Source organism: Phyllobacterium sp. T2-21, from assembly GCF_055378485.1.
Genome location: NZ_AP027912.1, coordinates 481,749 through 508,031, shown reverse-complemented (window position 1 = coordinate 508,031; position 26,283 = coordinate 481,749). Strand labels below are relative to the sequence as shown.

General features: G+C 56.9%; 30 protein-coding genes. 13 read left to right on the top strand and 17 right to left on the bottom strand.

The window, feature by feature from the left end:
- The first annotated feature begins 5 nt into the window (after nt 1–5).
- Nucleotides 6–620 (top strand): alpha-ketoglutarate-dependent dioxygenase AlkB family protein, encoded by a 615-nt coding sequence (locus ACZ5FP_RS02600; RefSeq protein WP_464661962.1) that lies wholly within the window; start codon nt 6–8, stop codon nt 618–620.
- Here the strand turns inward: ACZ5FP_RS02600 and coaA are convergent.
- Genes coaA through hisB form a run of 7 tightly spaced genes read right to left on the bottom strand, consistent with a single transcriptional unit; the run spans nt 607 to nt 5,252 of the window.
- Nucleotides 607–1,563: a type I pantothenate kinase gene (gene coaA / locus ACZ5FP_RS02595; RefSeq protein ID WP_105734125.1), complete on the bottom strand. Its 957-nt coding sequence runs from the start codon at nt 1,561–1,563 to the stop codon at nt 607–609. The genes ACZ5FP_RS02600 and coaA overlap by 14 nt on opposite strands.
- Before the next feature lie 53 nt (nt 1,564–1,616).
- Nucleotides 1,617–1,940, bottom strand: coding sequence for a phosphoribosyl-ATP diphosphatase (locus ACZ5FP_RS02590; RefSeq protein ID WP_464661960.1), 324 nt, complete (start codon nt 1,938–1,940; stop codon nt 1,617–1,619).
- Nucleotides 1,940–2,743 carry an imidazole glycerol phosphate synthase subunit HisF gene (gene hisF / locus ACZ5FP_RS02585; RefSeq protein WP_346305555.1) on the bottom strand — a complete coding sequence of 268 codons (804 nt, stop codon included), beginning with the start codon at nt 2,741–2,743 and terminating at the stop codon, nt 1,940–1,942. The genes ACZ5FP_RS02590 and hisF overlap by 1 nt, the downstream gene beginning before the upstream one ends.
- On the bottom strand, nt 2,740–3,483 hold the full coding sequence (gene hisA / locus ACZ5FP_RS02580) for a 1-(5-phosphoribosyl)-5-[(5-phosphoribosylamino)methylideneamino]imidazole-4-carboxamide isomerase (protein ID WP_464661958.1): 744 nt from the start codon (nt 3,481–3,483) through the stop codon (nt 2,740–2,742). Before hisA ends, hisF begins: the two co-directional genes overlap by 4 nt.
- On the bottom strand, nt 3,480–4,130 hold the full coding sequence (hisH, locus tag ACZ5FP_RS02575; protein ID WP_223613961.1) for an imidazole glycerol phosphate synthase subunit HisH: 651 nt from the start codon (nt 4,128–4,130) through the stop codon (nt 3,480–3,482). The genes hisA and hisH overlap by 4 nt, the downstream gene beginning before the upstream one ends.
- A gap of 2 nt (nt 4,131–4,132) precedes the next feature.
- Nucleotides 4,133–4,627: a DUF2628 domain-containing protein gene (locus ACZ5FP_RS02570; RefSeq protein ID WP_464661956.1), complete on the bottom strand. Its 495-nt coding sequence runs from the start codon at nt 4,625–4,627 to the stop codon at nt 4,133–4,135.
- Nucleotides 4,628–4,643: 16 nt separating this feature from the next.
- Entirely contained in the window at nt 4,644–5,252 is a 609-nt protein-coding gene (gene hisB / locus ACZ5FP_RS02565; protein ID WP_403179788.1) for an imidazoleglycerol-phosphate dehydratase HisB, read from the bottom strand.
- Between the two features lie 204 nt (nt 5,253–5,456).
- Here hisB and hslV point away from each other — a divergent pair, with 204 nt between their 5' ends.
- The 4 genes from hslV to ACZ5FP_RS02545 all read left to right on the top strand — a co-directional run bounded on the left by hslV (nt 5,457) and on the right by ACZ5FP_RS02545 (nt 8,967).
- Nucleotides 5,457–6,011 (top strand): ATP-dependent protease subunit HslV, encoded by a 555-nt coding sequence (gene hslV, locus ACZ5FP_RS02560; RefSeq protein ID WP_105734132.1) that lies wholly within the window; start codon nt 5,457–5,459, stop codon nt 6,009–6,011.
- Entirely contained in the window at nt 6,001–6,516 is a 516-nt protein-coding gene (locus ACZ5FP_RS02555) for a GNAT family N-acetyltransferase (protein WP_464661954.1), read from the top strand. Before hslV ends, ACZ5FP_RS02555 begins: the two co-directional genes overlap by 11 nt.
- Nucleotides 6,516–7,823, top strand: coding sequence for an ATP-dependent protease ATPase subunit HslU (hslU, locus tag ACZ5FP_RS02550; protein ID WP_464663146.1), 1,308 nt, complete (start codon nt 6,516–6,518; stop codon nt 7,821–7,823). Before ACZ5FP_RS02555 ends, hslU begins: the two co-directional genes overlap by 1 nt.
- A 175-nt stretch (nt 7,824–7,998) precedes the next feature.
- Nucleotides 7,999–8,967: a DUF1402 family protein gene (locus ACZ5FP_RS02545; protein ID WP_464661952.1), complete on the top strand. Its 969-nt coding sequence runs from the start codon at nt 7,999–8,001 to the stop codon at nt 8,965–8,967.
- A gap of 3 nt (nt 8,968–8,970) precedes the next feature.
- Here ACZ5FP_RS02545 and ACZ5FP_RS02540 read toward each other — a convergent pair whose 3' ends face one another.
- From ACZ5FP_RS02540 to ACZ5FP_RS02525, 4 genes are read right to left on the bottom strand one after another with little or no spacing between them, the layout of a single operon-like run.
- Nucleotides 8,971–9,342 carry a helix-turn-helix domain-containing protein gene (locus ACZ5FP_RS02540; RefSeq protein WP_288191891.1) on the bottom strand — a complete coding sequence of 124 codons (372 nt, stop codon included), beginning with the start codon at nt 9,340–9,342 and terminating at the stop codon, nt 8,971–8,973.
- Nucleotides 9,339–9,896 (bottom strand): Smr/MutS family protein, encoded by a 558-nt coding sequence (locus ACZ5FP_RS02535; RefSeq protein ID WP_464661951.1) that lies wholly within the window; start codon nt 9,894–9,896, stop codon nt 9,339–9,341. Before ACZ5FP_RS02535 ends, ACZ5FP_RS02540 begins: the two co-directional genes overlap by 4 nt.
- A complete protein-coding gene (gene mltA / locus ACZ5FP_RS02530; RefSeq protein ID WP_464661949.1) occupies nt 9,893–10,993 on the bottom strand; it encodes a murein transglycosylase A in 1,101 nt (366 codons plus the stop codon). The genes ACZ5FP_RS02535 and mltA overlap by 4 nt, the downstream gene beginning before the upstream one ends.
- 24 nt (nt 10,994–11,017) lie before the next feature.
- Entirely contained in the window at nt 11,018–11,719 is a 702-nt protein-coding gene (locus ACZ5FP_RS02525; protein ID WP_223614141.1) for a Tim44/TimA family putative adaptor protein, read from the bottom strand.
- Between the two features lie 188 nt (nt 11,720–11,907).
- Between ACZ5FP_RS02525 and ACZ5FP_RS02520 the strand changes: the two genes are divergently transcribed.
- Nucleotides 11,908–12,387 (top strand): FxsA family protein, encoded by a 480-nt coding sequence (locus tag ACZ5FP_RS02520; protein ID WP_464661948.1) that lies wholly within the window; start codon nt 11,908–11,910, stop codon nt 12,385–12,387.
- A 116-nt stretch (nt 12,388–12,503) separates the two neighbouring features.
- Nucleotides 12,504–13,010 carry a protein-export chaperone SecB gene (gene secB / locus ACZ5FP_RS02515; protein ID WP_223613951.1) on the top strand — a complete coding sequence of 169 codons (507 nt, stop codon included), beginning with the start codon at nt 12,504–12,506 and terminating at the stop codon, nt 13,008–13,010.
- Nucleotides 13,011–13,073: 63 nt separating this feature from the next.
- On the opposite strand, the gene dnaQ is transcribed toward secB, so the two are convergent.
- From dnaQ to ACZ5FP_RS02490, 5 genes are all read right to left on the bottom strand, one after another.
- The gene (dnaQ, locus tag ACZ5FP_RS02510; RefSeq protein WP_464661947.1) at nt 13,074–13,781 is read right to left on the bottom strand and encodes a DNA polymerase III subunit epsilon; all 708 of its coding nucleotides are present in this window, start codon (nt 13,779–13,781) and stop codon (nt 13,074–13,076) included.
- Nucleotides 13,782–13,861: 80 nt separating this feature from the next.
- A complete protein-coding gene (coaE, locus tag ACZ5FP_RS02505; protein WP_464661946.1) occupies nt 13,862–14,446 on the bottom strand; it encodes a dephospho-CoA kinase in 585 nt (194 codons plus the stop codon).
- Nucleotides 14,443–15,288, bottom strand: a complete 846-nt coding sequence (locus tag ACZ5FP_RS02500) for a shikimate dehydrogenase (RefSeq protein ID WP_464661945.1) — start codon at nt 15,286–15,288, stop codon at nt 14,443–14,445. Before ACZ5FP_RS02500 ends, coaE begins: the two co-directional genes overlap by 4 nt.
- The gene (locus ACZ5FP_RS02495; protein WP_288191898.1) at nt 15,281–15,874 is read right to left on the bottom strand and encodes a Maf-like protein; all 594 of its coding nucleotides are present in this window, start codon (nt 15,872–15,874) and stop codon (nt 15,281–15,283) included. Before ACZ5FP_RS02495 ends, ACZ5FP_RS02500 begins: the two co-directional genes overlap by 8 nt.
- Before the next feature lie 28 nt (nt 15,875–15,902).
- Nucleotides 15,903–16,724: a pyruvate, water dikinase regulatory protein gene (locus ACZ5FP_RS02490; protein ID WP_223613946.1), complete on the bottom strand. Its 822-nt coding sequence runs from the start codon at nt 16,722–16,724 to the stop codon at nt 15,903–15,905.
- Nucleotides 16,725–17,137: 413 nt separating this feature from the next.
- Between ACZ5FP_RS02490 and hemE the strand changes: the two genes are divergently transcribed.
- From hemE to rho, 3 genes are all read left to right on the top strand, one after another.
- Complete coding sequence (gene hemE / locus ACZ5FP_RS02485; protein WP_464661943.1) at nt 17,138–18,169, top strand: uroporphyrinogen decarboxylase; 1,032 nt, start codon at nt 17,138–17,140, stop codon at nt 18,167–18,169.
- 39 nt (nt 18,170–18,208) lie between these two features.
- On the top strand, nt 18,209–18,733 hold the full coding sequence (gene hemJ, locus ACZ5FP_RS02480; protein WP_464663145.1) for a protoporphyrinogen oxidase HemJ: 525 nt from the start codon (nt 18,209–18,211) through the stop codon (nt 18,731–18,733).
- 197 nt (nt 18,734–18,930) lie between these two features.
- The gene (rho, locus tag ACZ5FP_RS02475; protein WP_091879370.1) at nt 18,931–20,196 is read left to right on the top strand and encodes a transcription termination factor Rho; all 1,266 of its coding nucleotides are present in this window, start codon (nt 18,931–18,933) and stop codon (nt 20,194–20,196) included.
- Between the two features lie 11 nt (nt 20,197–20,207).
- Here rho and ACZ5FP_RS02470 read toward each other — a convergent pair whose 3' ends face one another.
- Nucleotides 20,208–22,211, bottom strand: a complete 2,004-nt coding sequence (locus ACZ5FP_RS02470) for a thioredoxin domain-containing protein (RefSeq protein ID WP_464661942.1) — start codon at nt 22,209–22,211, stop codon at nt 20,208–20,210.
- A gap of 74 nt (nt 22,212–22,285) precedes the next feature.
- On the opposite strand from ACZ5FP_RS02470, the gene mnmE reads away from it, so the two are divergent.
- The 3 genes from mnmE (at nt 22,286) to rsmG (ending at nt 26,272) form a co-directional block, all read left to right on the top strand.
- On the top strand, nt 22,286–23,620 hold the full coding sequence (gene mnmE, locus ACZ5FP_RS02465; RefSeq protein ID WP_464661940.1) for a tRNA uridine-5-carboxymethylaminomethyl(34) synthesis GTPase MnmE: 1,335 nt from the start codon (nt 22,286–22,288) through the stop codon (nt 23,618–23,620).
- A gap of 142 nt (nt 23,621–23,762) precedes the next feature.
- Entirely contained in the window at nt 23,763–25,631 is a 1,869-nt protein-coding gene (mnmG, locus tag ACZ5FP_RS02460; RefSeq protein ID WP_464661938.1) for a tRNA uridine-5-carboxymethylaminomethyl(34) synthesis enzyme MnmG, read from the top strand.
- A complete protein-coding gene (gene rsmG, locus ACZ5FP_RS02455) occupies nt 25,628–26,272 on the top strand; it encodes a 16S rRNA (guanine(527)-N(7))-methyltransferase RsmG (protein WP_464661937.1) in 645 nt (214 codons plus the stop codon). The genes mnmG and rsmG overlap by 4 nt, the downstream gene beginning before the upstream one ends.
- Nucleotides 26,273–26,283 lie beyond the last annotated feature (11 nt).

Here is a 26,283-nt window from a genome sequence, read left to right as displayed (position 1 = left end):
ATGTCATGCTCCAGCTTGCGCCCGGCATTCGCTACTTCCCGGATTATCTCGACCTGACCGAACAGGCGGCCCTTGTGGACGAAATAAGGTCCATCGTTGCCGAGGCCCCGCTTTATATTCCCGCCATGCCGAAAACCGGCAAGGAAATGAGCGTTCGGATGACCAATTGCGGCACGCTCGGCTGGGTAACAGACAAGGAACGGGGTTACCGCTATCAGGCCGTTCACCCTGTTACGCAAAGGCCCTGGCCCGCCATTCCGTCGCGCCTGCTGACCCTTTGGGGAAACGTTGGAAACTATCCGCTGGCCCCGGAAGCCTGCCTCGTGAATTTTTACACCGAAACGGCGAAGATGGGATTGCATCAGGACCGCGATGAGCAGAATTTCTCCGCCCCCGTTGTCTCCATATCCCTCGGGGACAGCTGCCTCTTCCGCTTCGGCGGCGTGCAACGCAGCGAGAAGACCCAATCCATCCGCTTGAAAAGCGGCGATGTCATCGTGCTGGGAGACGAAGGCCGGCTGGCCTTCCACGGTGTTGACCGGATCTATCCCGGCACGTCGACGCTGCTGAAAGCCCCGGGCCGGATCAACCTGACATTAAGGCGGGTCACAGCTTCCTGAGCGCCACTTCCTCGATGAGGTGATTGCCGCCCTTGCGCAAGATCAGGTCAGCGCGCGGCCGGGTCGGCAGGATGTTTTCCTTCAGGTTCTTCAGATTGATGCTGGTCCAAAGGTTTTCGGCAATGGCGAGAGCCGAATCATCCGAAATCGTGGAATAGCGATGGAAGAAGGAGCTGGGATCCTTGAACGCGGTTTCGCGCAACCGCATGAAACGGTTGATGTACCATTTGTGGATTTGATTTTCGTCCGCATCGATATAGATCGAGAAGTCGAAGAAATCCGAAACGAACGGCACCATCTTGCCGTCTTCCGGCAGGTCGCGGACCTGCAGCACATTGATACCTTCGAAAATCAGGATGTCGGGAGCATCAACGGTTTGGTATTTGCCCTGCAGCACATCATAGGTCAGATGCGAGTAGAGCGGCGCATTGACATTGCGCTGACCGGCCTTGATCTGCGACAGAAAGCGCAAAAGCATGCCGACATCGTAGCTCTCTGGAAAACCCTTGCGCTCCATCAGGCCCTTTGAGCGCAAAACCTCGTTCGGGTAGAGAAACCCGTCCGTTGTCACCAGATCGACCTTGGGGCTCGACGGCCAGCGGGCAAGCAGTTCCTTCAGAATACGGGCCGTCGTCGATTTTCCCACAGCCACGGAGCCGGCAATGCCGATGATGAACGGTGTCTTGAAAGCGTCGCCGGTGTTAAGGAACTGCCGCCGCTGATAAAACAGTAGCTGGCTTGCCTCCACATGGGCCGACAAAAGCCGCGACAGCGAGAGGTAAATCCGGTTCACCTCATCAAGATCGATAGGGTCGCCGAGCGACCGCAGGCGCTTGACCTCGTCATAGGTCAGCGTCATCGGCGTGTCGGCACGAAACTCCGCCCAGCGCTCCGCGCTGAAAAACCGGTAGGGTGAAAATTCGCTGGGTGCCAACTGATCCATGACGTCCCCATCCCTTTGCCGTTCAATCGCCTGTGATTTAAACATGGATGCGCTCAACCATGTCCACGGGCGGCTTTTTCTTCAAGTCCGGTCTGTGCCGTGCGCCGTTCGAGCTCCGCCAGGACGTCATCAAGCGTGACGCCGGAAAGTCCAAGAACAACAAGAAGATGATAGAGCAAATCGGCGCTTTCCGAAACAACACCTTGCGTGTCGCCGGATACGGCGGCGATAACGGTTTCAACCGCCTCTTCGCCCAGCTTCTGGCTCGCCTTCCCGATGCCCTTGGCATAGAGGCTGGCGGTATAGGATTTGGTATCCGATGACGCCGCGCGTTGTGCGACGATCCGTTCCAGATCCGCAAGAGTGAAGCTTGTCATCACGCAACTCCGGTGAATGGGCGAATGGGGTCGAGCCGCATCGGGATGCCGGCCGCGGCCATATGGGCTTTCGCCTCGCCAATCGTGTAGGTGCCAAAATGGAAGATGGATGCGGCGAGCACGGCGGTGGCATGACCTTCGAGAATGCCTTCGACCATGTGGTCGAGATTGCCGACACCACCTGACGCGATCACGGGCACGCGCACCGCATCGGCGACAGCCCGGGTCACCGGAATGTCATAGCCGATCTTGGAACCATCGCGATCCATCGATGTCAGAAGGATTTCGCCGGCACCGAGATCGACCACCTTGCGGGCAAACTCAATCGCGTCGATGCCGGTTGCCTGCCGGCCGCCATGGGTGAAAATCTCCCAGCGGTCGGTCTCACCCGGCTTTGATACTTTCTTGGCATCAATTGCCACGACAATGCACTGGTTGCCGAACTTGTCCGCAGCCTCGGCGATGAATTCAGGGTTCTTCACCGCTGCGGTATTGATCGAGACCTTGTCAGCACCGGCAAGCAGCAGCTTGCGGATATCGGCAACCGTGCGCACACCGCCGCCGACGGTCAGCGGCATGAAGCACTGTTCGGCCGTGCGCGCGACAACGTCAAAAATGGTTTCGCGGTTGTCGGACGAGGCCGTGATGTCGAGAAAGCAAAGCTCATCGGCACCGGCGGCGTCATAGGCCCTGGCCGCTTCGACGGGATCGCCGGCATCGATGAGATCGACAAAGTTCACGCCTTTGACGACACGTCCGTCCTTGACGTCGAGACAGGGAATAACACGGGCTTTGAGGGTCATACAGCGCGCTCCCTGGCTTCCCGCAACACCGCCAGGGCCTCGTGCGGATCAATGCGCCCATCATAAAGCGCCCGGCCGGAAATGGCCCCCTCCAGCTTGCGGGCATCCGGCATGGTCATCCGGACGATATCGGCAATGGAAGCAAGACCGCCTGACGCAATCACCGGTATCGACACCGCCTCCGCCAGTTGCAGCGTTGATTCCCAGTTTATTCCAGCCAGGACACCATCGCGGTCAATATCGGTGTAGATGATTGCCGCGACCCCTGCCCCTTCGAATTTTTGGGCAAGTTCAACAACACCCAGGGTGGAGGCTTCAGCCCAGCCCTCAACTGCCACCTTGCCGCCCTTGGCATCGATACCAACGGCCACCTTTCCGGGGAACCTCTTGCACGCTTCGATCACGAGCGTCGGGTCGCGCACCGCGACCGTCCCGAGAATGACGCGGGAAAGCCCCTTGGCCAGCCAGTTTTCGATGTGGTCCAAGGTGCGGATGCCGCCGCCAAGCTGAACGGGATTTTTCGTTGCCTTGAGAATGGATTCAACGGCCGCACCATTGACGGACTGGCCGGCGAAAGCGCCATTCAGATCGACCACGTGCAGCCATTCAAATCCTTGATCTTCAAAGGATTTTGCCTGCGCAGACGGATCTTCGTTGTAAACGGTCGCCTGCTCCATATCACCGAGCTTCAGCCGCACGCACTGGCCATCTTTCAGATCAATCGCGGGAAACAAAATCATGGCTGCCACCTCAGAAAATTGGCGATGAGAGCAAGCCCCAGAGCCTGGCTCTTTTCCGGATGAAACTGCGTGCCAGCCATATTGTCATTCGCAACGGCGGCCGTTACCGGCCCGCCGTAATCGGTCACTGCCAGTACATCATTCTCGATTTCAGCGTCGAGAAAATAGGAATGCACGAAATAGGCATGCAGCCCATCCGGGCCGGTCCTGATTCCGTCAAACAGCGGGTGCGGCCTGGTGAGCCGAAGGGTGTTCCAGCCGATCTGCGGAATTTTCAGCGTGGGATCGGACGGCACCATTTCGCGGACATCGCCCTTGATCCAGTCGAAACCGGCAGAGACGGTCTTTTCCAGCCCGCGCGATGACATGAGCTGCATGCCGACGCAAATGCCGAGAAACGGTCGTGCCTTCTCCACCGCAACCTCGTGGATCGCTTCAGGCATGCCCGGCACCGCATGCAGCCCGCGGCGGCAATCCGCATAGGCGCCAACCCCCGGCAAAACAATGCGATCGGCGGTACGGACCCGTTCAGCGTCGGCGGTCAAATCGATGGTGGCGGCGATGCCGCTTTCCCGAGCCGCCCGTTCAAACGCTTTCGTGGCAGAGCGGAGATTGCCCGACCCGTAATCTATGATGGCAACACGCATGGTCAACGCTCTCCCCGGTAGCCGACAAGCCCCAGCATGCCACCGGCAACCGGCTTTCCCGGCGCGGGGGCGGGTGAAGGCACAGCCAGATCGATTGCCGGCAGAACCGGCTCAGGGTCTGCCACGAACGCCTCACCATGGAAATAGGCCGTCTCGGCATCAGCAGCAGAGCGCGCATCGATGATCGCAGCCTGATCAAAACCGCGCCGTTCAAGGGCCCTTATCCGCCAATTATTGGCTTCGAATGCCACCAGCAGGGCAAGCAGCGCTGCGACGATTTCCGCCAGGCTGCCGTGCCCCGTATAGGAACCGACAATGGAGATGGCTGCAACAGCCGCAAACACCAGCGCTGCTTCGAACCACAGACGATTGAACAACAGCCAGGGAACCGGCAGGAAAAACGCGATGAGTGCAAAACCATCCCGGATGAAGACGGTCTTGTCATCTTGCCGCTGGTTGTCCTGCAACGGCGGTACCAAAACAATGTAACTGGTCATATCCCAGCCCTTCTTCTCAGCCGTTCAACGAACCCTTGGTTGAAGGGATGACGCCCTTCTGGCGCGGGTCCGCCTCGATAGCCGTGCGCAGGGTGCGCGCGACCGCCTTGAAACAGGTTTCGGCGATATGGTGGTTGTTGGCACCATAGAGATTGGACACGTGCAAGGTGATGCCCGCATTCTGCGCCAGCGCCTGGAAAAATTCGCGCACCAGCTCCGTATCGAATGTGCCGATCTTCGGGGCGGAAAACTGCACCTGCCAGACCAGGAAAGGACGGCCGGAGACGTCCAATGCTGCGCGCGTCAGTGTTTCGTCCATGGCAAGGTCGAGGGAAGCATAGCGGTTGATACCACGCCGGTCGCCAAGCGCCCTGGCAATCGCCTGGCCGATGGCAATGCCGGTATCTTCGACCGTGTGGTGATCATCGATATGCAGATCGCCCTTGGCCTTGATGTCCATATCGATCAGCGAATGGCGGGACAGCTGTTCCAGCATATGGTCGAAAAAACCCACTCCGGTGGAAATGTCAAACGAGCCCGTTCCATCCAGATCGACCGAAACGGCAATGCTGGTTTCCTTGGTGGTCCGCTCTACTTTCGCAGTCCGCATGCTGGCACTGGTCATCCCTGTTTCCCGTCGTCTGGGTTTCGCAAAAACGGCATTAATGCTGGCCTTCTAGATCAGGATTGACGAATCTCCAAATGCTTTGATGGCGCAGGTTCAACTCCAGATTTGCAATTCCAGAGCGGCATCATACATAAGTTGCACAGAAGGGGTTCGATCTGCTGCCATTTGGGGCATAGTCGGACCTGCTTGAAGGAGAATCGAATGCAAGAACACAACCCCTCCACCATGTATGGCACCACGATCGTCACGGTCCGCAAGGGCGGCAAAGTGGTCATCGCAGGCGACGGCCAGGTCAGCCTTGGCAACACGGTCATGAAAGGCAATGCGCGCAAAGTGCGCCGTATCGGCAAAGGCAATGTCATTGCCGGATTTGCCGGTGCGACCGCCGATGCCTTCACCCTGCTCGAACGGCTTGAAAGCAAGCTCGAACAGTATCCCGACCAGTTGATGCGCGCCTGCGTCGAGCTTGCCAAGGACTGGCGCACCGACCGTTATCTGCGCCGCCTCGAAGCGATGATGCTGGTGGCCGACAAATCCATCACGCTTGCGCTGACCGGCAATGGCGACGTGCTTGAACCGGAACACGGTATCATGGCCATCGGCTCGGGCGGCAACTATGCCCTGGCAGCCGCGCGTGCGCTTGTCGACACCGACAAGACCGCCGAAGAGATTGCCCGCAAGGCCATGGAGATAGCCGCCGATATCTGCATCTTCACCAATACGAGTGTAACGCTCGAGACGATCGATGCCGAGTGAGCCATCCTACCACTTCAGGCCGCTGGAGCCGGCCGATCTGGATCTGATTTCAGGTTGGCTGGCTGAGCCGCACGTGGCGCAATGGTGGGGCGATGATCCCAAGGAAGAGTTCAACGCCATTGCGGCGCATATGGACAGCATATCCGTCGAGCCGTTCATCATCATGCTGGATGAACGGCCCATCGGCTACCTGCAAACCTATGATCCGCATTTGGAAGATGATCATCCCTATCAGGATCAGCCAACAGGCACGCTGGGCCTTGATCAGTTCATCGGCGAACCGGATCTGCTCAATGCAGGACATGGGTCGCGCCTGATCGACGAGTTTGTTTCCCTGCTCTTCGAAGAAGGTGTGCCGCGCGTGATCCTCGATCCGGACCCGGCCAATGCGCGCGCGATCAAAGCCTATACCAAGGCGGGTTTTATCCCTTTCGATACCCGCACATCCATTTACGGCCCTGCCATGATGATGGCACGGGACAATCCAGATGAAATGAGACCATGATGACAACCTTTTCTCCCCGCGAAATCGTCTCTGAACTCGACCGGTTCATTATCGGCCAGAAGGACGCTAAACGTGCTGTCGCCATTGCCCTGCGCAACCGCTGGCGCCGCCAGCAGCTCGAAGGCCAGATGCGCGAAGAAGTCATGCCCAAGAACATCCTGATGATCGGACCCACCGGCGTCGGCAAGACGGAAATCTCCCGCCGCCTGGCCCGTCTGGCCGGCGCACCGTTCATCAAGGTGGAAGCCACCAAATTCACCGAGGTCGGTTATGTCGGCCGCGATGTTGAACAGATCATCCGCGATCTGGTTGAGGTTGCCATTGGCCTCGTTCGCGAAAAGAAGCGCGAAGATGTCAAGGCGAAAGCCCACCTCAATGCGGAAGAACGTGTTCTGGATGCCCTTGTCGGCAAGACGGCCAGCCCGGCAACCCGGGATTCGTTCCGCAAGAAACTGCGCGATGGCCTGATCGATGACAAGGAAATCGAAGTCGAAGTGGCTGACACCGGTTCGGGCATGCCCAATTTCGAACTGCCGGGCATGCCAGGCGCCAATATCGGCGTGCTCAATTTGAGCGATATGCTGGGCAAGGCCATGGGCGGACGCACCAAGACCGTCAAAACAACGGTCAAGGAGTCCTACGGCGTTCTGATCAATGACGAGTCCGACAAGCTGCTCGATCAGGACCAGATTACGCAGGAAGCACTGCGTTCGGCGGAAAATGACGGCATCGTTTTCCTCGACGAGATCGACAAGATCGCCGCCCGTGACGGCGGCATGGGTGCCGGCGTGTCGCGCGAAGGCGTGCAGCGCGATCTGCTGCCGCTCGTCGAAGGCACAACCGTTGCAACAAAATACGGTCCGATCAAAACTGACCATATCCTGTTCATCGCATCCGGTGCCTTCCACGTGTCCAAGCCATCCGACCTTTTGCCGGAATTGCAGGGCCGCCTGCCAATCCGCGTGGAACTGAGCGCCCTGACACGCGATGACATGCGCCGGATTCTCACCGAGCCGGAAGCCAGTCTGCTCAAGCAGTACATCGCCCTTCTGGCAACGGAAGAGGTGAAGCTTGAAATCACCGATGATGCGATCGATGCACTGGCCGATATCGCCGTTGATCTCAATTCAACGGTCGAGAATATCGGCGCACGCCGCCTGCAGACGGTCATGGAGCGCGTGCTCGACGACATTTCGTTCAACGCCCCTGATAAGGCTGGCGCCGAATATACCATCGACGCCAAGTATGTGCGTGAAACGGTCGGTGATCTCGCCAAGAACAGCGACCTGTCGCGGTTCATCCTCTAACCGTGTGACAGATAAGCATCGCTCCGGGCTTATTTACCGATGCCCCCTCGACTTCCGAGGGGGCATTTTTTATTTTCGCGCACCTCTGGCTGGAACCTGTTATGGGAGGTTGTGCTTAAGCATCTCCCCGGACGGGCCACCGTTCATCTGACTTGATCGAAATTCTGGGCTGACAATGAAACGACATCTGATCCTTTCCGCGACCACCTGCCTTCTTTCACTGTCCGCCGCCCTTCACCCAGCCTCGGCCGTGACCGTTGTGCCGGAAGGCAATCGCAATGCGACCCAGCCCAATATTCCCGTCGCTTCAATCAAGCGGACGGGCGAGCTGAATACAACGCATGAAGCGAAATACCAGAAAATCTACAACCTGCTGAAATCGGACCCGAAGCTGCGTTCGAAGATATCGAGCGTCGCCAGAACCTATGGCATCGATCCGGTTCATATCGTTGGCGCCCTTGTCGGCGAACACACCTATAATGTCGATGCTTACGACCGTCTCCAGACCTACTATGTCAAGGCTATTTCCTATGTGAAGCAAGGGCTTAGCTTTGATTATCAGGGTGAGAGCATTGGCGACTTCATCAAGCGTCCCCAATTTTCCTCCTGCGCGCAGTACAAGGACAGCCTGCGTCTGTGGACCTGCCGCGAAGGTGTGTGGGAATCGGACTTCCGCGGCAAGACGGCCGGCGGCAAACGCTTTCCCGATAACCGGTTCGCTGCGGTGTTCTTCCAGCCCTTCTATGCCGGCCAGACCTTTGGCCTTGGCCAGCTTAGCCCGTTGACGGCACTGCAGATGACGGACATGGTCAATCGCTATTCGGGTTTGCCGAAACTGGATGCGGACCATGCCACGGATGTCTACAAGACAATCATGGACCCGGACTTCACCCTTCCCTACATGGCGGCAACCATCAGGGAATCCATCGACGTTTACCGGCGGGTGGCGGATTTCGATATTTCAAAAAATCCGGGAATTACCGCGACGCTCTACAATACGGGCGGCGCTGATGCGCGCGCGCGGGCTCTCGCCAAGACCAATGCAGGCCGTGCCGCGGCCGGACAGCCGCCGCAACTTCCCGAAGAAAACTACTATGGCTGGCTCGTCAACAACAAGCTCGATCAGTTGAAAGCCCTGTTTTAAGGCTCAACGCCGCCGCTTGCCGGCGGATCGCTTTATCTCGCCAATCAGGGATTGAACGACATCCGCCTTGAGGTCGCGAATATGCGCCGCAACCAGGTTGGCCAATTCCGTCGATGCTGGCGGCAGGCCGGCGGTGTCAATCGTGATGCGTGGATGCGAGATCATGGCCAGCCGCTGCAATTCTTCGGCCTCGTCCCAGATGATGTTGAAATACTGGATGATGCGTTGCAGCTTGTCCCATGTCGGCTGTCCGCGCCTTCCGTGCTCCAGCGCCGAGAGATAGGCGGCCGAAACCCCGATGGCCTTCGCCATTTCTTTCTGTGAGATGCCGCGCTCGTCCCTGAGCTGGCGCAGCTTTTCACCGAACGGCGTCATGGCACCTCCGGCAGCCGGCGCATACGGACATAGATGGCACCCGTCCCGCCATGATTGCGGGCCGCATCTTCATAGCCATTGACCAGCACGCGGAACGGCGGCGTGGTAAACCAGAGCGGAACCGCCTGACGCAGAACCCCATCGCTTCCCATGGACGATCCCTTGCCGGTGATGACAAGCACATGGCGCAACTCGCGCTGGTGTGCGCGGCGAAGGAAGCCGAGAAGCAGGCCATAGGCCTCGCTCTGTGTCAGTCCGTGCAAATCGATCCGGCCTTCGATGACCACACGTCCGCGCGATATCTTCTTGTGGGTCGGACGGTCGATCGGATGCAGCCGATGCGCAGGTACCGCCGGTTTTGCCGGAGCCGGCACTGGCATTGCCTTCGACTTGATCTTTTCGGGTGCCGATGGCGTGGCTGCCGGCTGATCCTGCACCGCGTCGAGCAGAAATTCCATCTTGTCCTTCCCTTTCAGGGGCCGGGTGGATTTTGCGACTTTCTCCCAGAGAATCCGGTCTTCAATGTTGGCGAACTCGTCTCTGGACCGCTTCATGCGCGATCCGCCAACAATGACCGGGGCACAAGCGCATAAAAAACAGCGTTATGACGAATGCCGCCCGCGATGTCACCTGCCGCATCGCCGGAGCCGGCAAAAAGGTCGCCGCGCGCCGGTCCTACGATGGCGGACCCGGTATCCTGCGCAATCATCAGCCGCGCAAACCCCTCTCCCCCGAAGGCTTGCAAGGCGGGTGCCGAGATATAGAAGGGCGTACCGAAGGTATGCAGCAGCCGGTCGACAGCAAGGGAACGTCCGCCCGTTAGCGGCACCTTGGCAGCCGCAATCGGCCCCAGCGCGGCATCGTCGACCGCCGCTTCGCGAAAGAAAATATAGGATTGGTTGTTCCACAACAGGCTTTGAACCTGATCAGGATTGTCAGCAAGCCATGCGCGGATAGCCTGCATCGACATTTTATCCAGCGGGATTTCACCGCGATCCAAGAGGATTTTTCCGACGCCGGTAAATCGGTGACCGGTCTTCGCCGCGTAGGTGATGCGGCGCAGGCGACCATCGGTCATCTTCAACCTGGCGGCGCCTTGAACATGAATGAAGAAGGCATCGACCAGACTTTCGACAAAGGCTATTTCCAGATTTTGCCCGTCGAGTGCACCGCTCTCAATGGCAGCGCGGTCAAAATACTCGGCAAGCCCTGTCAGGGTTTGCCGGGCGAAAGCGAAATAGGGATCAAAACCCGCAGGCCGATTGCTGTCGTCCACATCCACCAGATCATTCGGGCGGCTGAGAAAAGGAATCGTGTAGCGTTCCGTTCGAACCGGAGAAGCAACCACCTCGGGTTCATAGAAACCCGTGACAAAACCATGTCCCGTCTCGGGATTTTCTAGGCGTGCCGGACGGAACCATTTTTCGAAAAACCGCCGTGCTTCTTCGTCACTTTCGACCAATGTTTCACGTGAATCAGCGAAAACAGGCGCGAGGGCCTCAAAAGTGATACCCAGAGATCCGCTTTTATAGGGCTTTTCCAGAACCCTCCTGGCAGAACGCACAAAGGCTTGAAACGCTTCAAGCTGGTTGTCGTTCTCCCAACCGGGGCAATCGGTGAATGCCACCGGTTTGAAGAGAGGGGAAAGCATGGTCTGGCGCTCGCGACAGGAGAATCAATCTTCGGCTTCGGTCGCGACGAGTTTCCAGTTCGGATCCTTCGAACGGGTATCCCGCGCATAGGTCCAGACATCCTTGACTTCAGCCACCGCTTCCTTGTCGCCGTCGATCACGTTTCCGTCCTTGTCCAGGGTTGCCGAAATCAGCTCGCTGACGACGCGTACCGTCACGTGCGCTTCCGTGCCCTTCATTTCAGCACCGGTAATGTCGGCCTTGTTGATGCCGACGAACGAGGATTGCACCTTTTCGCCGCGCGATTCACGATCGGCGATGGCTGAAACGAAACCATCAAATACTTCGCGGGACAGGAGCGATTTGAGCGTCTTGCGATCACCATCGGCAAAGGACATGACGATCATCTCATAGGCCATCTTCGAGCCTTCAAGAAACTTCGCCGGATCGAATGCCGGATCGGCGTTCTGGATGGCGCGAAGGCCTTCGTTCAGCGGCGTACCGGGTTTCGCCAGCGCATCCACCTTTTCAAACTGGTTTTCCTTCGGCTCGCCGCGCCGCGGCAGCGACACTACATTATCGCCGGGTTTGGCCTTGTCTTCGACCTCGGCTGTGCGCGATGATGCATACGGATTGAATGGCGGACGCTCGTTGCCGGTGCGGCGACCAAGGACCTTGCGCAGCTGCAAAAAGATCACCACTGCTGCCACGAAGAAGAAAATCGTTCCGAAGTCCAGATATTCCATGTCGCCTGCCATTCATCCCTAAATTCAGTCGGCCGTTCATTGTACAGCCATTGCGCTTTTGTCGAATTACCAAAACATATAGATTGCTGAAGGCAATCATACAAATGCTCATGTTCATACCTATATAGGCATGAAATTGACGCCGGGTATGGATTATAACCGGATATGTCCTTCGAAAGGTAAATTAGTTGCGATCCTCTCTTGTGCCCCTGTTCCTGCTTGCACTGCCATTTCTTGAAATTGCCGGCTTCATTGTGGTTGGCAGCAAGATCGGTGTTCTGGCAACGCTCGGCCTGATCATCCTGTCGATGTTCCTCGGTGTTTTTCTGTTGCGCCTGCAGGGATTTGGCATCCTGCAGAAAATCCGTTCGGAAACCGCCGCTGGCCGGACGCCGAGCCGCGAACTCGTGCACGGCGTCATGCTGTTCTTTGCGGCGTTCCTGTTGATCGTTCCCGGCTTCATCACGGACATTATCGGCCTGCTTTTGTTCATACCCGCCATTCGCGATATTGGCTGGCGTTTTGTCCGGAGCCGCGTGGTCGTGGTCAATCCTGCAGCAACGGGCCATTCCCGGCCCGTTCGCTCCGCTGATCGTGTCATTGAACTTGACCCGGAGGATTATTCCAGGAAATCCGACCCCAACTCGCCATGGGGCCCGAAAGAATAGCGTGCGTGCATCAGGATGGTTCCTCCCGGCTTGCCTCGCTGGGGCTCTCATGCTAGCCAGCCATCATTCATTCGATAACCGCCGAAGCGGACGCAACGAGAGAAGGTTTCCAGACAATGGCTCAAAAGCCTGATGAAAATGCCGAAAACGGCAATGAAGCGACCAATGGCAATGGGAGCGTCCAGCAGCAGACACTGAACATTCTTGCTCAGTACGTGAAGGATTTGTCCTTCGAAAGCCCAGGCGCGCCTCTGTCGCTGCGCCCGCGGGACAAGGCTCCCGGCATCAGCATCAACGTGAATGTCAACGCGAATCCGATTGCCGAGAACGATTTCGATGTCGTTCTGACCCTCACGGCCCGTGCCGGTGAAGGCAAGGAAGTCCTATTCAACGCGGAGCTCGTCTATGGCGGCGTTTTCCGTCTGGAAGGCTTCCCGCAGGAACATCTCCTGCCGCTGCTTTTCATCGAATGCCCGCGCCTGCTCTTCCCGTTCGCACGTCAGATCATTGCCGAAGCAACCCGCAATGGCGGCTTCCCGCCGCTGATGATCGACCCGATCGACTTTGCGCAGATGTTCCAGCAGCGTATGGCTGAAGAACAAGCCAAGTCGATGGTCAGCTAAGCCAACGGTTCTACTGGATAGCAAAAACCCGGGTTCGACCCGGGTTTTTTGTTGCCGCGATTTTTACCGTGCTGCTATCCGTTCGTTCCAGATCGCTTTCTCGCCAATCTTTTCGACCAGCTTGTCGTGCGCCTGCTTTTCCGAATCGGTGAGGCGGGATGGAAGCGGTACCTCCCGGTGCGCAATGACAACAACCGTTTCCGTATCGGCGGATTGCTTGTTGTCTGACTGTTCGGCAACGGTCAGGCCGAGGGCTGCCTGTTTTCCGCCGATCAGTTCGATATAGACTTCCGCCAGCAACTGCGAATCGAGCAACGCGCCGTGCATCGTGCGGTGACTGTTGTCGATGCCGTAACGACGGCACAGGGCATCCAGGGAATTTGGGCCCATCGGATGTTTGCGGCGCGCGAGTGCCAGCGTATCGATAACCCGGTCATTGCTGATGGGGGGGTGCCCCAGGCGGTTCAGCTCGGCATTGATGAAGCCCATATCGAATGTGGCGTTGTGGGCGATCAGCTTTGCCCCGTCGATGAATTCGAGAAAACCGTCGACGATGCCGGCAAAGACCGGCTCATCCTTCAGTCGGTCATTGCTGATGCCGTGAACGGCCAGCGCATCCGGGTGGACCTGTTTGCCATCCGGATTGATGAAAACATGAAATGTGTTGCCGGTCGGGAAACGATTGACCAGTTCCACCCCGCCAATTTCGATGATGCGATCATCCAGCCGGTCGAGCCCTGTTGTTTCCGTATCGAATATGATCTCGCGCATGGAATCTTCCTTTGACCCAGATTTCATGAATTGACCGGCCAGCGCAAGGCCGGAGCAGCGGTTTCCCCGCTTTCCGCCTGTCAGGAATCCGTGAGAATCCGGATTATCTCGTTGATCTCGGCCCGCGTCGCATCAAATGTCTGGTCCGTGTTGACGACAAAATCGGCACGGGCGCGTTTCTCGGCGTCGGGAGTCTGGCGCTCAAGAATTGCTTCGAGTTTTTCGGGGGTCATATCGGCCCTGGCCAATACCCGCCTTTTCTGCACATCTGCCGGTGCGCTGACAACAAGGATCTTGTCCACCCGCTTATCCCCACCAGTCTCGAACAGCAGCGGAATATCGATAACGGCAAGCTTCGCACCTCGGGATTGAGCGCCATCGCGGAACGCGTTCTCTTCGGAACGAACCATGGGGTGGATAATCGATTCAAGCTTCCGAAGCGCCTTGGGATTGCCAATGACCGCTGCCGAGAGTCTGGCGCGATCCACCACACCGTTTTCTGTCGTTCCGGGAAAAGCCGCCTCGATCAAAGGAGCCGCCGCGCCGGAATATAGCCGGTGAACCGTTTCATCGGCGGAATAGACCGGAACGCCCGCATCCATGAACATTTGCGCGGCTGTCGATTTACCCATGCCGATCGATCCGGTGAGACCCAGCACGATCATTTTGCTTTCCCCGCCGCCATATCGGCCAGAATGAGGTTTCGCAGCTCTGCCGTTACATCCGGCCGTTTGCCGAACCAGTGCTCGAAGCCCGGTACGGCCTGGTGCAGCAACATGCCCAGTCCATCAGCGGTTTCGAGACCTCGGAAGCGCGCTTCGCGCAAAAGCGGCGTTTCCAACGGCACATAGACAATGTCGGTCACCAGCGCATCCGAATCAGCCTCGGTGAAGTCTATCACTATCTCGTCTTTACCCGACATGCCGAGCGACGTGGTGTTTACAATCAGTGACGCGCCCTTCAGCAATTCCGGCACGGCGTTCCACCCATGGGCACCCCCGGAAATTCCAAACCGGTCTGCCAGTTCCTGGGCCCGCTCCATGGTTCGATTGACGATCCTGATGTCGGTGAAACCGCGCTGCTTCAACGCAAAGATCACCGCCCGACTTGCCCCGCCCGCACCCAGCACCAAAGCGCTCTTGCGCTCACTCCAGCCGGGGCTCAGCGAGTCCAGATTTGCCAAGAACCCGTAAGCATCCGTATTGCCGCCATGCAGAATGCCATTCTCGAACCAGAGCGTGTTCACCGCTCCGATTTCTTCGGCGGCAGAATCGCGCTTCCCGCACAGGGAAAAAGCCACTTCCTTATGCGGGATGGTGACGTTACCGCCGACAAACCCATTGTCATTCAACGTGCCGATAAAGCCGGCAAAAGCGTCCGGTGCAACCTCGACCGCCCGATAGGAGCCGTCCAATCCGAATTGCCTGAGCCAGTAACCGTGGATGAGCGGCGAGCGTGAATGACGGATGGGATAACCCGTTACGAAAGCGCTGGGATGATCAGCCATCGATCGCACCCTCCCGGCGCAGTTCATTCAGCAACGGCAATAGTGGGAGGCCGACAATGGTAAAATAATCTCCGTCCACCTTTTCGAACAGCTGCACGCCTTCGCCTTCATACTGATAGGCGCCGACACTTTGCAGAGCGACGGTACCAACCCGTGCCAGGTGCCGTCCGATGAAAGCCGGATCGAGATCGCGCAATGTCATGCGCGCCACCGAAACATGCCGCCACACCGTCTGCCCGCTCTTGACCAGAACAATCGCACTGTTCAGGTGATGAGTCCTACCGGAAAGCCTGAGCAGTTGCCGACGCGCGGCCTCCATATCAGCAGGCTTGTGCAAAACCTCGTCGCCCAAGGACAGGGTTTGATCCGAACCGATCACCAATGCATCCGGGTTACGCTCACTGACGTCGAGCGCCTTTGCTTCGGCCAGAACAAGCGCGACGTCCTCCGGCGTTGCTCCGCTCTTATAGAGAGGCGCTTCTACCGCCCGCTCATCGATATTGGCCGATTGTGCGGTAAAAGCGATGCCGGCGTTTTTCAGGAGCGTCGCGCGGAACGGACTTTTGGAAGCAAGAATAATCTGCATTTGTCTTCTTCTCTGATTAACAACGCGGTTATCGCCCCTGGGAACGCAGGGCGAGAACCGCCGCCGCCGTTTCTTCAATGGAACGGCGTGAGACGTCTATCATAGGCCAATTATAGCGATGGCAAATCTGCCGCGCATAGGAAAGCTCTTCAATAATGTTGGCCCGGTCAAGATAGTGATCCGTATCGAAGCCCGGGGTTGCCCCGAGAATGCGATGCTGGCGCACCTGTGAGATCCGCTCTGCCGAGGCAATCAGGCCAACAATCAGCGGCCGCTCCGCATTGATAATCACATCGGCAATGGGCACACCGGGAACGATGGGCACATTGGCGGTCTTGATGCCGCGATTGGCGAGATAAATGCTTGTCGGGGTTTTCGACGTCCGTGAAATGCCGATCAGAATGACATCGGCTTCTTCGATGTCGAGCGGCAGCTGGCCGTCATCATGCTCCATGGTAAAATTCAACGCGTCGATGCGGCGGAAATATTCCGCATTGAGCACATGCTGTGCCCCAACCCGCCGTCCCGCCGGAGCACCGAGATAGGACTGAAATATGCTGAGGACCGGTTCAAGAACGGACACGCAGGGAACGCCAATCGTCGCACAGCTTTCATCGATCATTGCCGCCAGCCGTTTGTCCACGATGGTATAAAGAACAATGCCAGGTTCTGCATCGATACCTTCAAGCACCTTTTTGATCTGCTTTTCCGTGCGAATGAGCGGATAGACATGTTCAATGGCGCGCGCATGCACATATTGCGCCGCGGCTGCGCGGCCCGCCGCCAGGAGAGTCTCTCCGGTCGCATCAGAAATCATGTGAAGATGGAAGTAGTTGACTGGTTTTGTCACAGAAAACTCGACTCCCTGTTGATGACTGGGGAGAATTCTCCCGGTTTTGAACAAGCAATGGCAGCCATGTGAATCATTGGCAAGTCATCCACAGCGAGCCCACTTGTGGATGACTCTTCCGGGCATAGCTGCGATCTGGGGATTGTTGCGACTCTTCGTCCGTTGTTCCCTGCATTCCCACATGGATATCCACAGATCGATGTTATTCAACAGACTGATAATGAACGGAATTTTACTTTATTACCGCTTTTCCTGAAATTTGCTTTATGGTTTTCCCTGTTTCGCATCGCTCCGGTTGCCTGTGGGAAAAAGTTGGCAATCTGGTAATTCCCGATACAAACAGACTCTAAGAATCAGAAAATCAGAAAATATCCAATTTTCTTTTTTGTAAGACAAAGCTGGAGAGAGACGGAATGGTCCGCAAAGTGATGAAAGTCCTTAGAGGCGAGACAGTTTTTCCGCCTCCCATCTGGATGATGCGCCAGGCTGGACGCTATCTTCCTGAATACCGGGAAGTCAGAAAGAACGCCGGAAGTTTTCTGGATCTCTGCTATTCGCCGGATCTCGCCGTCGAAGTGACGCTGCAGCCGATTCGCCGTTTCGGATTTGATGCGGCAATCCTGTTTTCCGATATTCTTGTCGTGCCGCATGCGCTTGGCCGTGATCTGCGCTTTGAAGAGGGCAGAGGCCCTTTGATGACGCCGATTGATGCGGATGGCATTTTCTGGCTTGAACCAAATGGGGCTGTGGAACGCCTGGAGCCTGTCTACGAGACGGTTCGGCTGCTCCGGCATCAGCTGCCACAGGAAACCACCTTGCTTGGCTTCTGTGGCGCTCCATGGACCGTGGCGACCTATATGATAGCCGGTCATGGAACACCGGACCAGGCCCCGGCCCGCCTCTTCGCCTACCGCTATCCGGATGCCTTTCAGAAACTGCTGGACGAACTCGCCGATGTTTCAGCGGAGTATCTGATCCGCCAGATCGATGCCGGTGCTGACGCGGTGCAGATTTTTGATTCCTGGTCTGGTGTTCTCGACGAAGCCTGCTTCGAGCAGTTCTGTATCGCTCCCGTGGCCAGGATCGTCAAAAAGGTGCATGCATCCCACCCGGATGTCCCGATTATCGGTTTCCCCAAGGGCGCCGGCGCGCTTTATGTGAACTATCGCGAACGCACCGGGGTGACAGCCTTGGGCCTCGACTGGACGGTGCCGCTGTCGCTGGCGTCTTCGCTTCAAGGTGGAGGAGCAATTCAGGGCAATCTTGATCCCTTGCGTGTTGTTGCTGGCGGCCGGGCGCTGGATGAAGGCGTGGATGCCATTCTTGACGGCCTGGGTCACGGCCCGCTGGTCTTCAATCTTGGTCATGGCATCACCCCCGATGCTCCCGTGTCCCATGTGGAACAGATGGTTGCGCGCGTGCGGCAGGCAACGGCCAGGAACTGATGCGCTGAAAACCGGGGATTGATTATGAGCAGCAACGAGATGCCGGTCCAAAATTCAAACAAGACAGCATCGATGGCAAAGGCGATCGGTATCGTTCCAGCATTGGTTGTTGTGGCGCTGGTCTATCTCTATCCCGACAACGCCTATCTCTGGGTGAAGGCATTGCATGTGATTGCCGTCATCTCCTGGATGGCCGGGATGCTCTATCTGCCGCGGCTGTTCATCTATCATTGTGCCGCCGAAAAAGGGTCCGTCCAATCGGAAACGTTCAAGGTGATGGAGCGCCGGTTGCTTAAAGCCATCATCAATCCGGCCATGATGGTGACATGGGCCGCCGGACTTTGGCTCGCGTGGCGAACGGTTGCCTATATGGACGGCTGGTTTCATGTGAAATTCCTGGCCGTCCTGATCCTTTCCGGCATCCACGGCTACTTTTCCAAGGCTGTCCGCATGTTCGCCGAGGATAGAAACGTAAAGCCTGCCCGTTTCTGGCGGATGATGAATGAAGTGCCAACGGTTCTGATGATCATTATCGTGATCATGGTCATCATAAAGCCATTTTGACTCATCATTTTATTTTCTGCCTGATATCAATACCACTCATGAAACCCCTTGCCCTTGCAGTCATGATTGGCTAGATAGGGGCTCTTCTCTGGAAATACCGCCATAGCGATCTTCAGCCATTCATACATGGCACTGCATTCCGGCATCGTCATTTCCCTTCCCCATTTCAAACCTATAAGATTAAGAGTTCCGCACACATGCAGGAAATGAAACTACAAGAACTCAAGAACAAGACGCCGGTTGATCTTCTGGCGTTTGCTGAAACACTGGAAGTCGAAAACGCCAGTGTCATGCGCAAACAGGAATTGATGTTTGCGATCTTGAAGAAACTGGCCTCCCAGGATGTCGAAATTATCGGCGAAGGCGTGGTCGAGATATTGCAGGATGGCTTCGGCTTCATGCGTTCTGCCAATGCAAACTATCTCCCAGGCCCCGACGACATCTATATCTCCCCATCACAGATCCGGCGGTTTTCGCTGAAAACCGGTGATACCGTCGAAGGTCCGATCCGTGGGCCCAAGGAAGGTGAGCGCTATTTCGCCCTTCTCAAGGTCAACACCATCAACTTCGAAGACCCGGAAAAAATCCGCCACAAGATCCACTTCGACAATCTGACACCGCTCTATCCGAATGAGCGTTTCAAGATGGAGCTGGAAAATCCGACCACCAAGGATTTGTCAGCCCGTGTCATCGATCTGGTGGCACCTCTCGGTAAAGGCCAGCGCGGTCTCATCGTCGCTCCGCCCCGTACCGGTAAAACCGTTCTCCTCCAGAACATTGCCCATTCCATCACTGCCAATCATCCCGAATGCTATCTGATCGTTCTTCTGATCGATGAACGTCCGGAAGAAGTCACGGATATGCAGCGTTCCGTAAAGGGCGAAGTGGTCTCCTCGACATTCGACGAGCCGGCGTCCCGCCACGTTCAAGTAGCCGAAATGGTCATCGAGAAGGCGAAGCGTCTGGTTGAACATGGCCGCGATGTGGTCATCCTGCTCGATTCCATTACGCGCCTTGGCCGCGCCTACAACACCGTGGTGCCGTCATCCGGCAAGGTTCTGACCGGTGGTGTCGACGCCAACGCGCTTCAGCGCCCCAAGCGTTTCTTCGGTGCGGCACGCAACATCGAGGAAGGCGGATCGCTGACAATCATTGCGACGGCGCTTATCGATACGGGCAGCCGCATGGACGAAGTGATCTTTGAAGAATTCAAGGGTACGGGCAATTCGGAAATCGTGCTCGACCGCAAGGTTGCCGACAAGCGCATTTTCCCGTCCATGGATATTCTGAAATCCGGCACGCGCAAGGAAGACCTGCTCGTACCGCGTCAGGATCTGCAGAAGATCTTTGTCCTGCGCCGTATTCTGGCCCCGATGGGCACCACGGATGCGATCGAGTTCCTTATCGACAAGTTGAAGCAGACCAAGACCAATGGCGAATTCTTCGATTCGATGAATACGTAACAGTCCTAGGATTACGGTTTGAGCAGCGCTGCCAGCGCCTCGGCCGTTTCCACAGGCGCCAGACACACGAACCCGCGGCAGAGATAGGCCGCGGGTTTTTTTATGGCGATTGCTCCGCTGCCGGGCACCAGCTCGATTGTGGTGTTTTCCCTAAACTCCATCCAGATGTCGGTACGGCGCGGATCCGGATAATCGTTTGCAAGCTGCAGGAGCGGATGGCTTTTGTCCGGAGTGATCAGAACAAGCTTCATCGGTTCCAGCAGCAGGCTTGCGCTGTTGAGAACACCGGCCTGGCCATAGCGCTGTTCAAGCACACGACCGAGCGCGTTTTCAGCGAGTTCCTCGACGCGCTGCTGCAATGCGTAGTCCGATGTTGCTGTTGCCAGACGCGAGATAGCTTCGATGATCTGCCCTGTAGCGCTCGGTATGGCCTCATCCTGATCACCGCGCACGCGGATGATGACATCGGTGCTGTCGGTGGCGCTGAGGGCATGATTGCCATCTTCCGTAAGATGCCAGCGATCGAGAGACTGGAGCCAAAGAGCCGCGTCGTCGAGAAACGCTTTGTCCTGCGTCGCTTCGTAGAGGGAGACGGAGGCATTGATCATGGATGCATAATCCGATGACAAGCCGGGAAAGAGGCGGGATTGTTCCAGAACGGAATGCGGCAGACGCCCATCAACCATCGATTCGGATATGGAACGATATGCGCCCAATGCCAGATCCAGCCAATCTTTGCGCTGGAATAACCGCGCCGCTTCTGCGAGCGCACGGATCATCAGCCCGTTCCAGTCGGTGAGCGACTTGTCGTCGCGATGGGAGTGGACCCGGCTTTCGCGGCGATTGAAAAGTATCTGCCTGGCCTTTGCCAAATGTGCCTCGGTGTCTGCATCTGATGAGCCGGGCGAGGTCAGGCGATTGAGAATGGTTTTGCCTTCCCAGTTTCCCTCTGGGCGGACATCGTAAACCGTGCGAAAGATATCGAAATCTGGCGTCGTCGGAATTTCATCCGCGGACCAAACGTAGAACCGGCCCTCTTCACCCTCGCTGTCGGCATCCAAGCTCGAGGCAAAGCGCTGGCCGTTCGCCAGCATTTCGCGCTCGAGCCAACCGACGGTTTCTTCGATTCGTAGGCGGAACAATTCATCTTTGGTTTCGGCATAGGCATACGTCGCGTGACGGATGAACTGGGCATTGTCGTAAAGCATCTTTTCAAAGTGCGGGACAAGCCAGCGATCATCGACGGAATACCGGGATAACCCACCGCCGAGATGATCGTAGATGCCGCCCTGCAGCATCATTTGCAGGCTCTTGAGAAAGGCATCCCGATGCTGGACATTTCCGGTGCCCAGCCAGGAAAGCCAGAGTGTGTCCATGAAAGGCGCATTCGGGAATTTGGGAGCGCCGGTCAAACCGCCTTTCTGCATGTCGATCATACCGGATATATTGGCGGAAAACTGATCAAAGATATGTTTGTCCAGCACTGCCGGACCCGCCTGGGCGTCAAGACGGGCGCTGACGTGGCTTGTCAAGGCATCGACGTTCTGGATGACGCGCGCGCGGTCTTCGCGCCATACCCTGTCGATCGACTGCAACACGTCGACAAAACCAGGCCGGCCATAGCGTGAGTTCTTGGGAAAATAGGTTCCTCCCCAAAACGGCTTTGCCTCCGGTGTGAGAAACATCGTCAGTGGCCAACCTCCCTGCTCTCCCATCGCACCAAGAGCTGCCATGTAGATCTGATCGATATCCGGCCGTTCTTCCCTGTCCACCTTGATATTGACGTAGTGGGCATTCATCAGGTCGGCAACGTCGCTATCTTCAAAGCATTCGTGTGCCATGACATGGCACCAGTGACAGGCAGCGTAACCAACGGACAGCAGAATGGGCTTGCCCATTTCTTGTGCTTCCGCCAGCGCAAGCTTTCCCCATGGTCGCCAATGCACCGGGTTGCCGGCATGCTGACGAAGATACGGGCTGGACTCGTTCCCGAGCAGATTGGCTTGCTGATACATTGGATTACTCCGCTCTTCCCGAATGCCGGCTTGAGGGTTATCAAGACATCCAGTGTAGCCGTGGATAAATGCAAATGAAACAGAACCAGAATTTCAGCGAGACTATTTTTGCCCTGTCCAGTGGGCGGCTTCCGTCTGGTGTCGCCGTGATCCGCATGTCCGGATCGAAGACTCGATTCGTTATCGAAACAATTTGTGGTAACCTTCCTCAGCCACGACAGGCTGAGCTGCGTACGTTCCGCGATGCGCTCGGTAGTCCCGTTGATCGGGGACTCGTGTTGTTTTTCTCCAATCCCCATAGCTTTACCGGTGAGGATTGTGGCGAGTTTCACCTGCACGGCGGTCGTGCTGTTGTGGATGCAATGATTTCGCTTCTCTATTCCTTTGACAATTGTCGCTTGGCCGAACCCGGTGAGTTCACGCGGCGCGCCTTTGCGAATGGAAAATTCGATCTGACGGTGGCTGAAGGCCTCGCGGATCTCATCGCCGCTGAGACCGATGGTCAACGCCGCCTGGCACTGCAGATCGCGTCCGGTTCGCAAGTTCAGCTCTACTCATCCTGGCGCACCGAGATGATCCGCGCGCGCGCTTTGATTGAAGCGGAACTGGATTTTGCCGACGAATCCGACGTGCCCGGTTCCGTATCGGATCAAGTCTGGGTATCGATGCGTGATCTTGCGGAAAAGATTGAACATCACGTAGCCGATGGAAAACGTGGCGCGATGGTGCGCGACGGCTTCCGCGTGGTGATTGTTGGTGCGCCGAACGCCGGCAAATCGAGCCTGCTGAATGCCCTGGCGGGAACCGATGTTGCGATTGTCTCCGACGAACCGGGAACGACACGTGATCTGATTGAAATCAAACTCGATCTGGGAGGCCTGCCCGTTGTTATCACCGATACGGCGGGTCTCAGGGAAACCGAGGGCAAGGTGGAACAGATCGGCATTGAACGGGCACTTGATCGCGCGCACGCCGCGGATCTGGTACTGCTGCTGACGGATATGGCGAGCCCGCTTCCAGCGCCATTTGTCGAACTGAATGCGATCGATACGCTGCGAATTGGAACGAAGCTGGATGTTGTCGAGAGAACGACATCCGATAGCTATGATCTAAAAGTTTCAATCCGCTCGGGTGAGGGTTTGAATGATCTGATAGCGACTTTGCGATCCCGGGCCGAATCTGCGGCCGGGAATCTCTCTGATCCGCTTCCCACCCGCCGCCGTCATATGGAGTTACTCGCCGAAACGAGCCGGGAGATCAATCACGCTGTGGTTGACGTAGCCGCGCCGCTGGAGGTTCGGGCTGAGTATCTACGCCGGGCCTCCCATGCATTGGGCCGGATTACCGGAGACGTGGATGTCGAGGATATTCTCGATGTGGTATTCTCACAGTTCTGTATAGGCAAATGATTCACGTGAAACATTGAAGCTATAACGGTAATTTGTGCGTGCGAATTGTTTCACGTGAAACATTGTTCTTTGACTCACACTTGACTCAGGGCGTTGATTTGCTCATCAAGACACTGAATTCGAATCTCGGAAAGTTTGGCTCGTGGAAGACAATTTTGACGTCATTGTCATTGGTGGTGGACACGCCGGCTGTGAAGCCGCAGCGGCCTCAGCACGCTATGGCGCGCGCACGGCGCTGGTAACACACAAGGCCGATACAATCGGTGTTATGTCCTGCAACCCCGCCATAGGCGGTCTTGGCAAGGGTCACCTCGTCCGGGAGATTGACGCGCTCGATGGCCTGATGGGCCGCATTGCCGATGCCGCTGGTATTCAGTTCCGACTTCTCAACCGGCGCAAAGGCCCTGCTGTGCGCGGTCCGCGCACCCAGGCGGACCGGAAGCTCTATAGGCTGGCGATGCAAGCGGCGATTGCGGAACAGCAGAACCTGACGGTCGTTGAAGGTGGCGCCAACGATCTGGTTATTCACGATGGAAAGGTTGCCGGCGTTCAATTGATGGATGGCCGCGTTTTCTCCTGTGGTGCTGTTGTCCTGACGACGGGAACATTTCTTCGCGGCTTGATCCATATCGGTGAAAAGAAGATACCAGCAGGGCGAATGGGCGAGGCCCCTGCCCTCGGTTTGTCGGATACCCTGACGAGACATGCGTTCGCTTTGGGCCGGTTGAAGACAGGCACGCCGCCGCGGTTGGATGGTCGCACGATCGATTGGTCAGGGCTTGACGTTCAATCTGCGGACGAGGACCCGCTGCCGTTCTCGTTGATGACGGATGTCATAACCAACCCGCAGATCGACTGCGGGATCACGCGCACGACACCGGAATCGCATGCCATTATCCGCGCGAATCTGCATCGCTCAGCGATGTACTCCGGGTCGATTGAAGGCATTGGCCCGCGCTACTGTCCGTCTGTGGAAGACAAGATCGTCAAATTTGGCGACCGGGATGGCCATCAGATATTCCTGGAGCCCGAGGGTTTGGATGATCATACGATCTATCCCAATGGGATATCAACATCCCTGCCCGAGGACGTGCAGCTGGAAATTCTCAAGACCATACCGGGTCTCGAGCGCGCAACCATGCTGCAGCCGGGTTACGCCATTGAATATGACTATATTGATCCGCGCGAGTTGGATCGAAGCCTGCAGGCGCGTCGCATCGGCGGTCTGTTTCTCGCCGGGCAGATTAATGGAACAACGGGATATGAGGAAGCGGCGGCACAGGGTTTGCTGGCGGGACTGAATGCGGCGCGGCTATCCGGCGGTGGTGAGCCTGTGATCATTCATCGGACCGAAGCCTATATCGGGGTGATGATCGATGATTTGACATCGCGCGGCGTGAGCGAGCCATATCGCATGTTTACGTCGCGTGCGGAATTTCGGCTTTCTCTGCGGGCCGACAACGCCGACGAACGTCTGACGCCCATGGCGGACCGATTGGGGATACTGGGTTCCGATCGCGGGGATCGCTTCGCGGCACGGATGGATCAATTGGATGCGGCGCGTCACCTGGCAAAGCGCTTGACCATCACACCAAATGCGGCAGCGGCCGTAAATCTGCATCTTAATCAGGATGGCGTTCGCCGTTCGGCCTATGAACTGCTTGCCTTTCCTGAGATAGACCTGGCGCGTTTGCGGCTAATCTGGCCGGAATTGGCTGACATTAACGGTCGTGCGGCGGAGGCTCTGGAGATCGAAGCGCAGTACGCGGTTTATCTCGAACGCCAGAAGGCCGATGTTGCCGCGATGGAACGCGAAGAAGCATTACTCATACCGCAGGGCATTGACTTTTCGACGGTTTCCGGCCTGTCCAACGAGTTGAAGCAGAAGCTGAAGCAGCGCCAGCCGCGTTCGATTGCGGAAGCCCAGCGTATCGATGGCATGACGCCGGCTGCACTTGCCCTCATTATCACCCAAATCCGTCGCAACACTGTCGCAAGAGACGTTGCGTGAGCGATTGGCGGGAGAAGAAGCTGCGTGGGGTTATCCCCAATGTTTCACGTGAAACAGTCAAGGACCTTATTGACTTCGAAGATCTGTTTCGAAAGTGGTCAAAGGCGATCAATCTCGCGTCCCCTGCCACGCTGGATGAGTTGTGGGAACGGCACATTATCGACAGCGTACAGCTCCGCCCGCTTATGCCTGAGGCCAAGCGCTGGCTGGATCTCGGTTCCGGCGGCGGTTTTCCGGGTGTTGTTCTCGCTATTCTCCTGAAGGAAACGGAGGGTGCGGCGATTGATCTTGTCGAGAGCAATGGCAAGAAGGCTGCGTTTTTGCGCACCGCTCTGGGCCAGTTTCACACTCCTGGAACGGTGCATCCAGTTCGGATTGATGCGGTTTGGTCGAAAATCGCCACACCTGATGTTGTTACGGCCCGTGCACTTGCGCCGTTGAAGGAACTTTTTGCGCTGACAGAGCCCTGGCTGACGAACGGCGCAACGGCACTTTTTCAAAAAGGCCGGGATTATCGGCGCGAGATCGAGGAAAGCCGTGACGGCTGGTCATTTGATCTGGTACAACATGCCAGTGTGGTCGATGTTGAGTCGGTGGTGTTGCAGATCAGCAATGTGCGGCGCAACCCAGCGGCGAAATAGGCCATTTTCAT

Coding starts and splice junctions, on each gene's coding strand:
- hisH (WP_223613961.1), bottom strand. CDS start 4,130: ATGCGTGTTGCCATCATAGATTACGGGTCGGGCAATCTCCGCTCTGCC.
- ACZ5FP_RS02495 (WP_288191898.1), bottom strand. CDS start 15,874: ATGCAGATTATTCTTGCTTCCAAAAGTCCGTTCCGCGCGACGCTCCTG.
- hslV (WP_105734132.1), top strand. CDS start 5,457: ATGCAAGAACACAACCCCTCCACCATGTATGGCACCACGATCGTCACG.
- hemE (WP_464661943.1), top strand. CDS start 17,138: ATGGTCCGCAAAGTGATGAAAGTCCTTAGAGGCGAGACAGTTTTTCCG.
- ACZ5FP_RS02545 (WP_464661952.1), top strand. CDS start 7,999: ATGAAACGACATCTGATCCTTTCCGCGACCACCTGCCTTCTTTCACTG.
- ACZ5FP_RS02570 (WP_464661956.1), bottom strand. CDS start 4,627: ATGACCAGTTACATTGTTTTGGTACCGCCGTTGCAGGACAACCAGCGG.
- hemJ (WP_464663145.1), top strand. CDS start 18,209: ATGCCGGTCCAAAATTCAAACAAGACAGCATCGATGGCAAAGGCGATC.
- ACZ5FP_RS02525 (WP_223614141.1), bottom strand. CDS start 11,719: ATGGAATATCTGGACTTCGGAACGATTTTCTTCTTCGTGGCAGCAGTG.
- ACZ5FP_RS02540 (WP_288191891.1), bottom strand. CDS start 9,342: ATGACGCCGTTCGGTGAAAAGCTGCGCCAGCTCAGGGACGAGCGCGGC.
- dnaQ (WP_464661947.1), bottom strand. CDS start 13,781: ATGCGCGAGATCATATTCGATACGGAAACAACAGGGCTCGACCGGCTG.
- hisA (WP_464661958.1), bottom strand. CDS start 3,483: ATGATTTTGTTTCCCGCGATTGATCTGAAAGATGGCCAGTGCGTGCGG.
- hisB (WP_403179788.1), bottom strand. CDS start 5,252: ATGACCAGTGCCAGCATGCGGACTGCGAAAGTAGAGCGGACCACCAAG.
- coaE (WP_464661946.1), bottom strand. CDS start 14,446: ATGATCGTGCTGGGTCTCACCGGATCGATCGGCATGGGTAAATCGACA.
- secB (WP_223613951.1), top strand. CDS start 12,504: ATGGCTCAAAAGCCTGATGAAAATGCCGAAAACGGCAATGAAGCGACC.
- ACZ5FP_RS02500 (WP_464661945.1), bottom strand. CDS start 15,288: ATGGCTGATCATCCCAGCGCTTTCGTAACGGGTTATCCCATCCGTCAT.
- mltA (WP_464661949.1), bottom strand. CDS start 10,993: ATGCTTTCCCCTCTCTTCAAACCGGTGGCATTCACCGATTGCCCCGGT.
- ACZ5FP_RS02535 (WP_464661951.1), bottom strand. CDS start 9,896: ATGAAGCGGTCCAGAGACGAGTTCGCCAACATTGAAGACCGGATTCTC.
- ACZ5FP_RS02590 (WP_464661960.1), bottom strand. CDS start 1,940: ATGACAAGCTTCACTCTTGCGGATCTGGAACGGATCGTCGCACAACGC.
- ACZ5FP_RS02600 (WP_464661962.1), top strand. CDS start 6: ATGCTCCAGCTTGCGCCCGGCATTCGCTACTTCCCGGATTATCTCGAC.
- rho (WP_091879370.1), top strand. CDS start 18,931: ATGCAGGAAATGAAACTACAAGAACTCAAGAACAAGACGCCGGTTGAT.
- hisF (WP_346305555.1), bottom strand. CDS start 2,743: ATGACCCTCAAAGCCCGTGTTATTCCCTGTCTCGACGTCAAGGACGGA.
- coaA (WP_105734125.1), bottom strand. CDS start 1,563: ATGGATCAGTTGGCACCCAGCGAATTTTCACCCTACCGGTTTTTCAGC.
- mnmE (WP_464661940.1), top strand. CDS start 22,286: ATGAAACAGAACCAGAATTTCAGCGAGACTATTTTTGCCCTGTCCAGT.
- ACZ5FP_RS02555 (WP_464661954.1), top strand. CDS start 6,001: ATGCCGAGTGAGCCATCCTACCACTTCAGGCCGCTGGAGCCGGCCGAT.
- ACZ5FP_RS02470 (WP_464661942.1), bottom strand. CDS start 22,211: ATGTATCAGCAAGCCAATCTGCTCGGGAACGAGTCCAGCCCGTATCTT.
- hslU (WP_464663146.1), top strand. CDS start 6,516: ATGACAACCTTTTCTCCCCGCGAAATCGTCTCTGAACTCGACCGGTTC.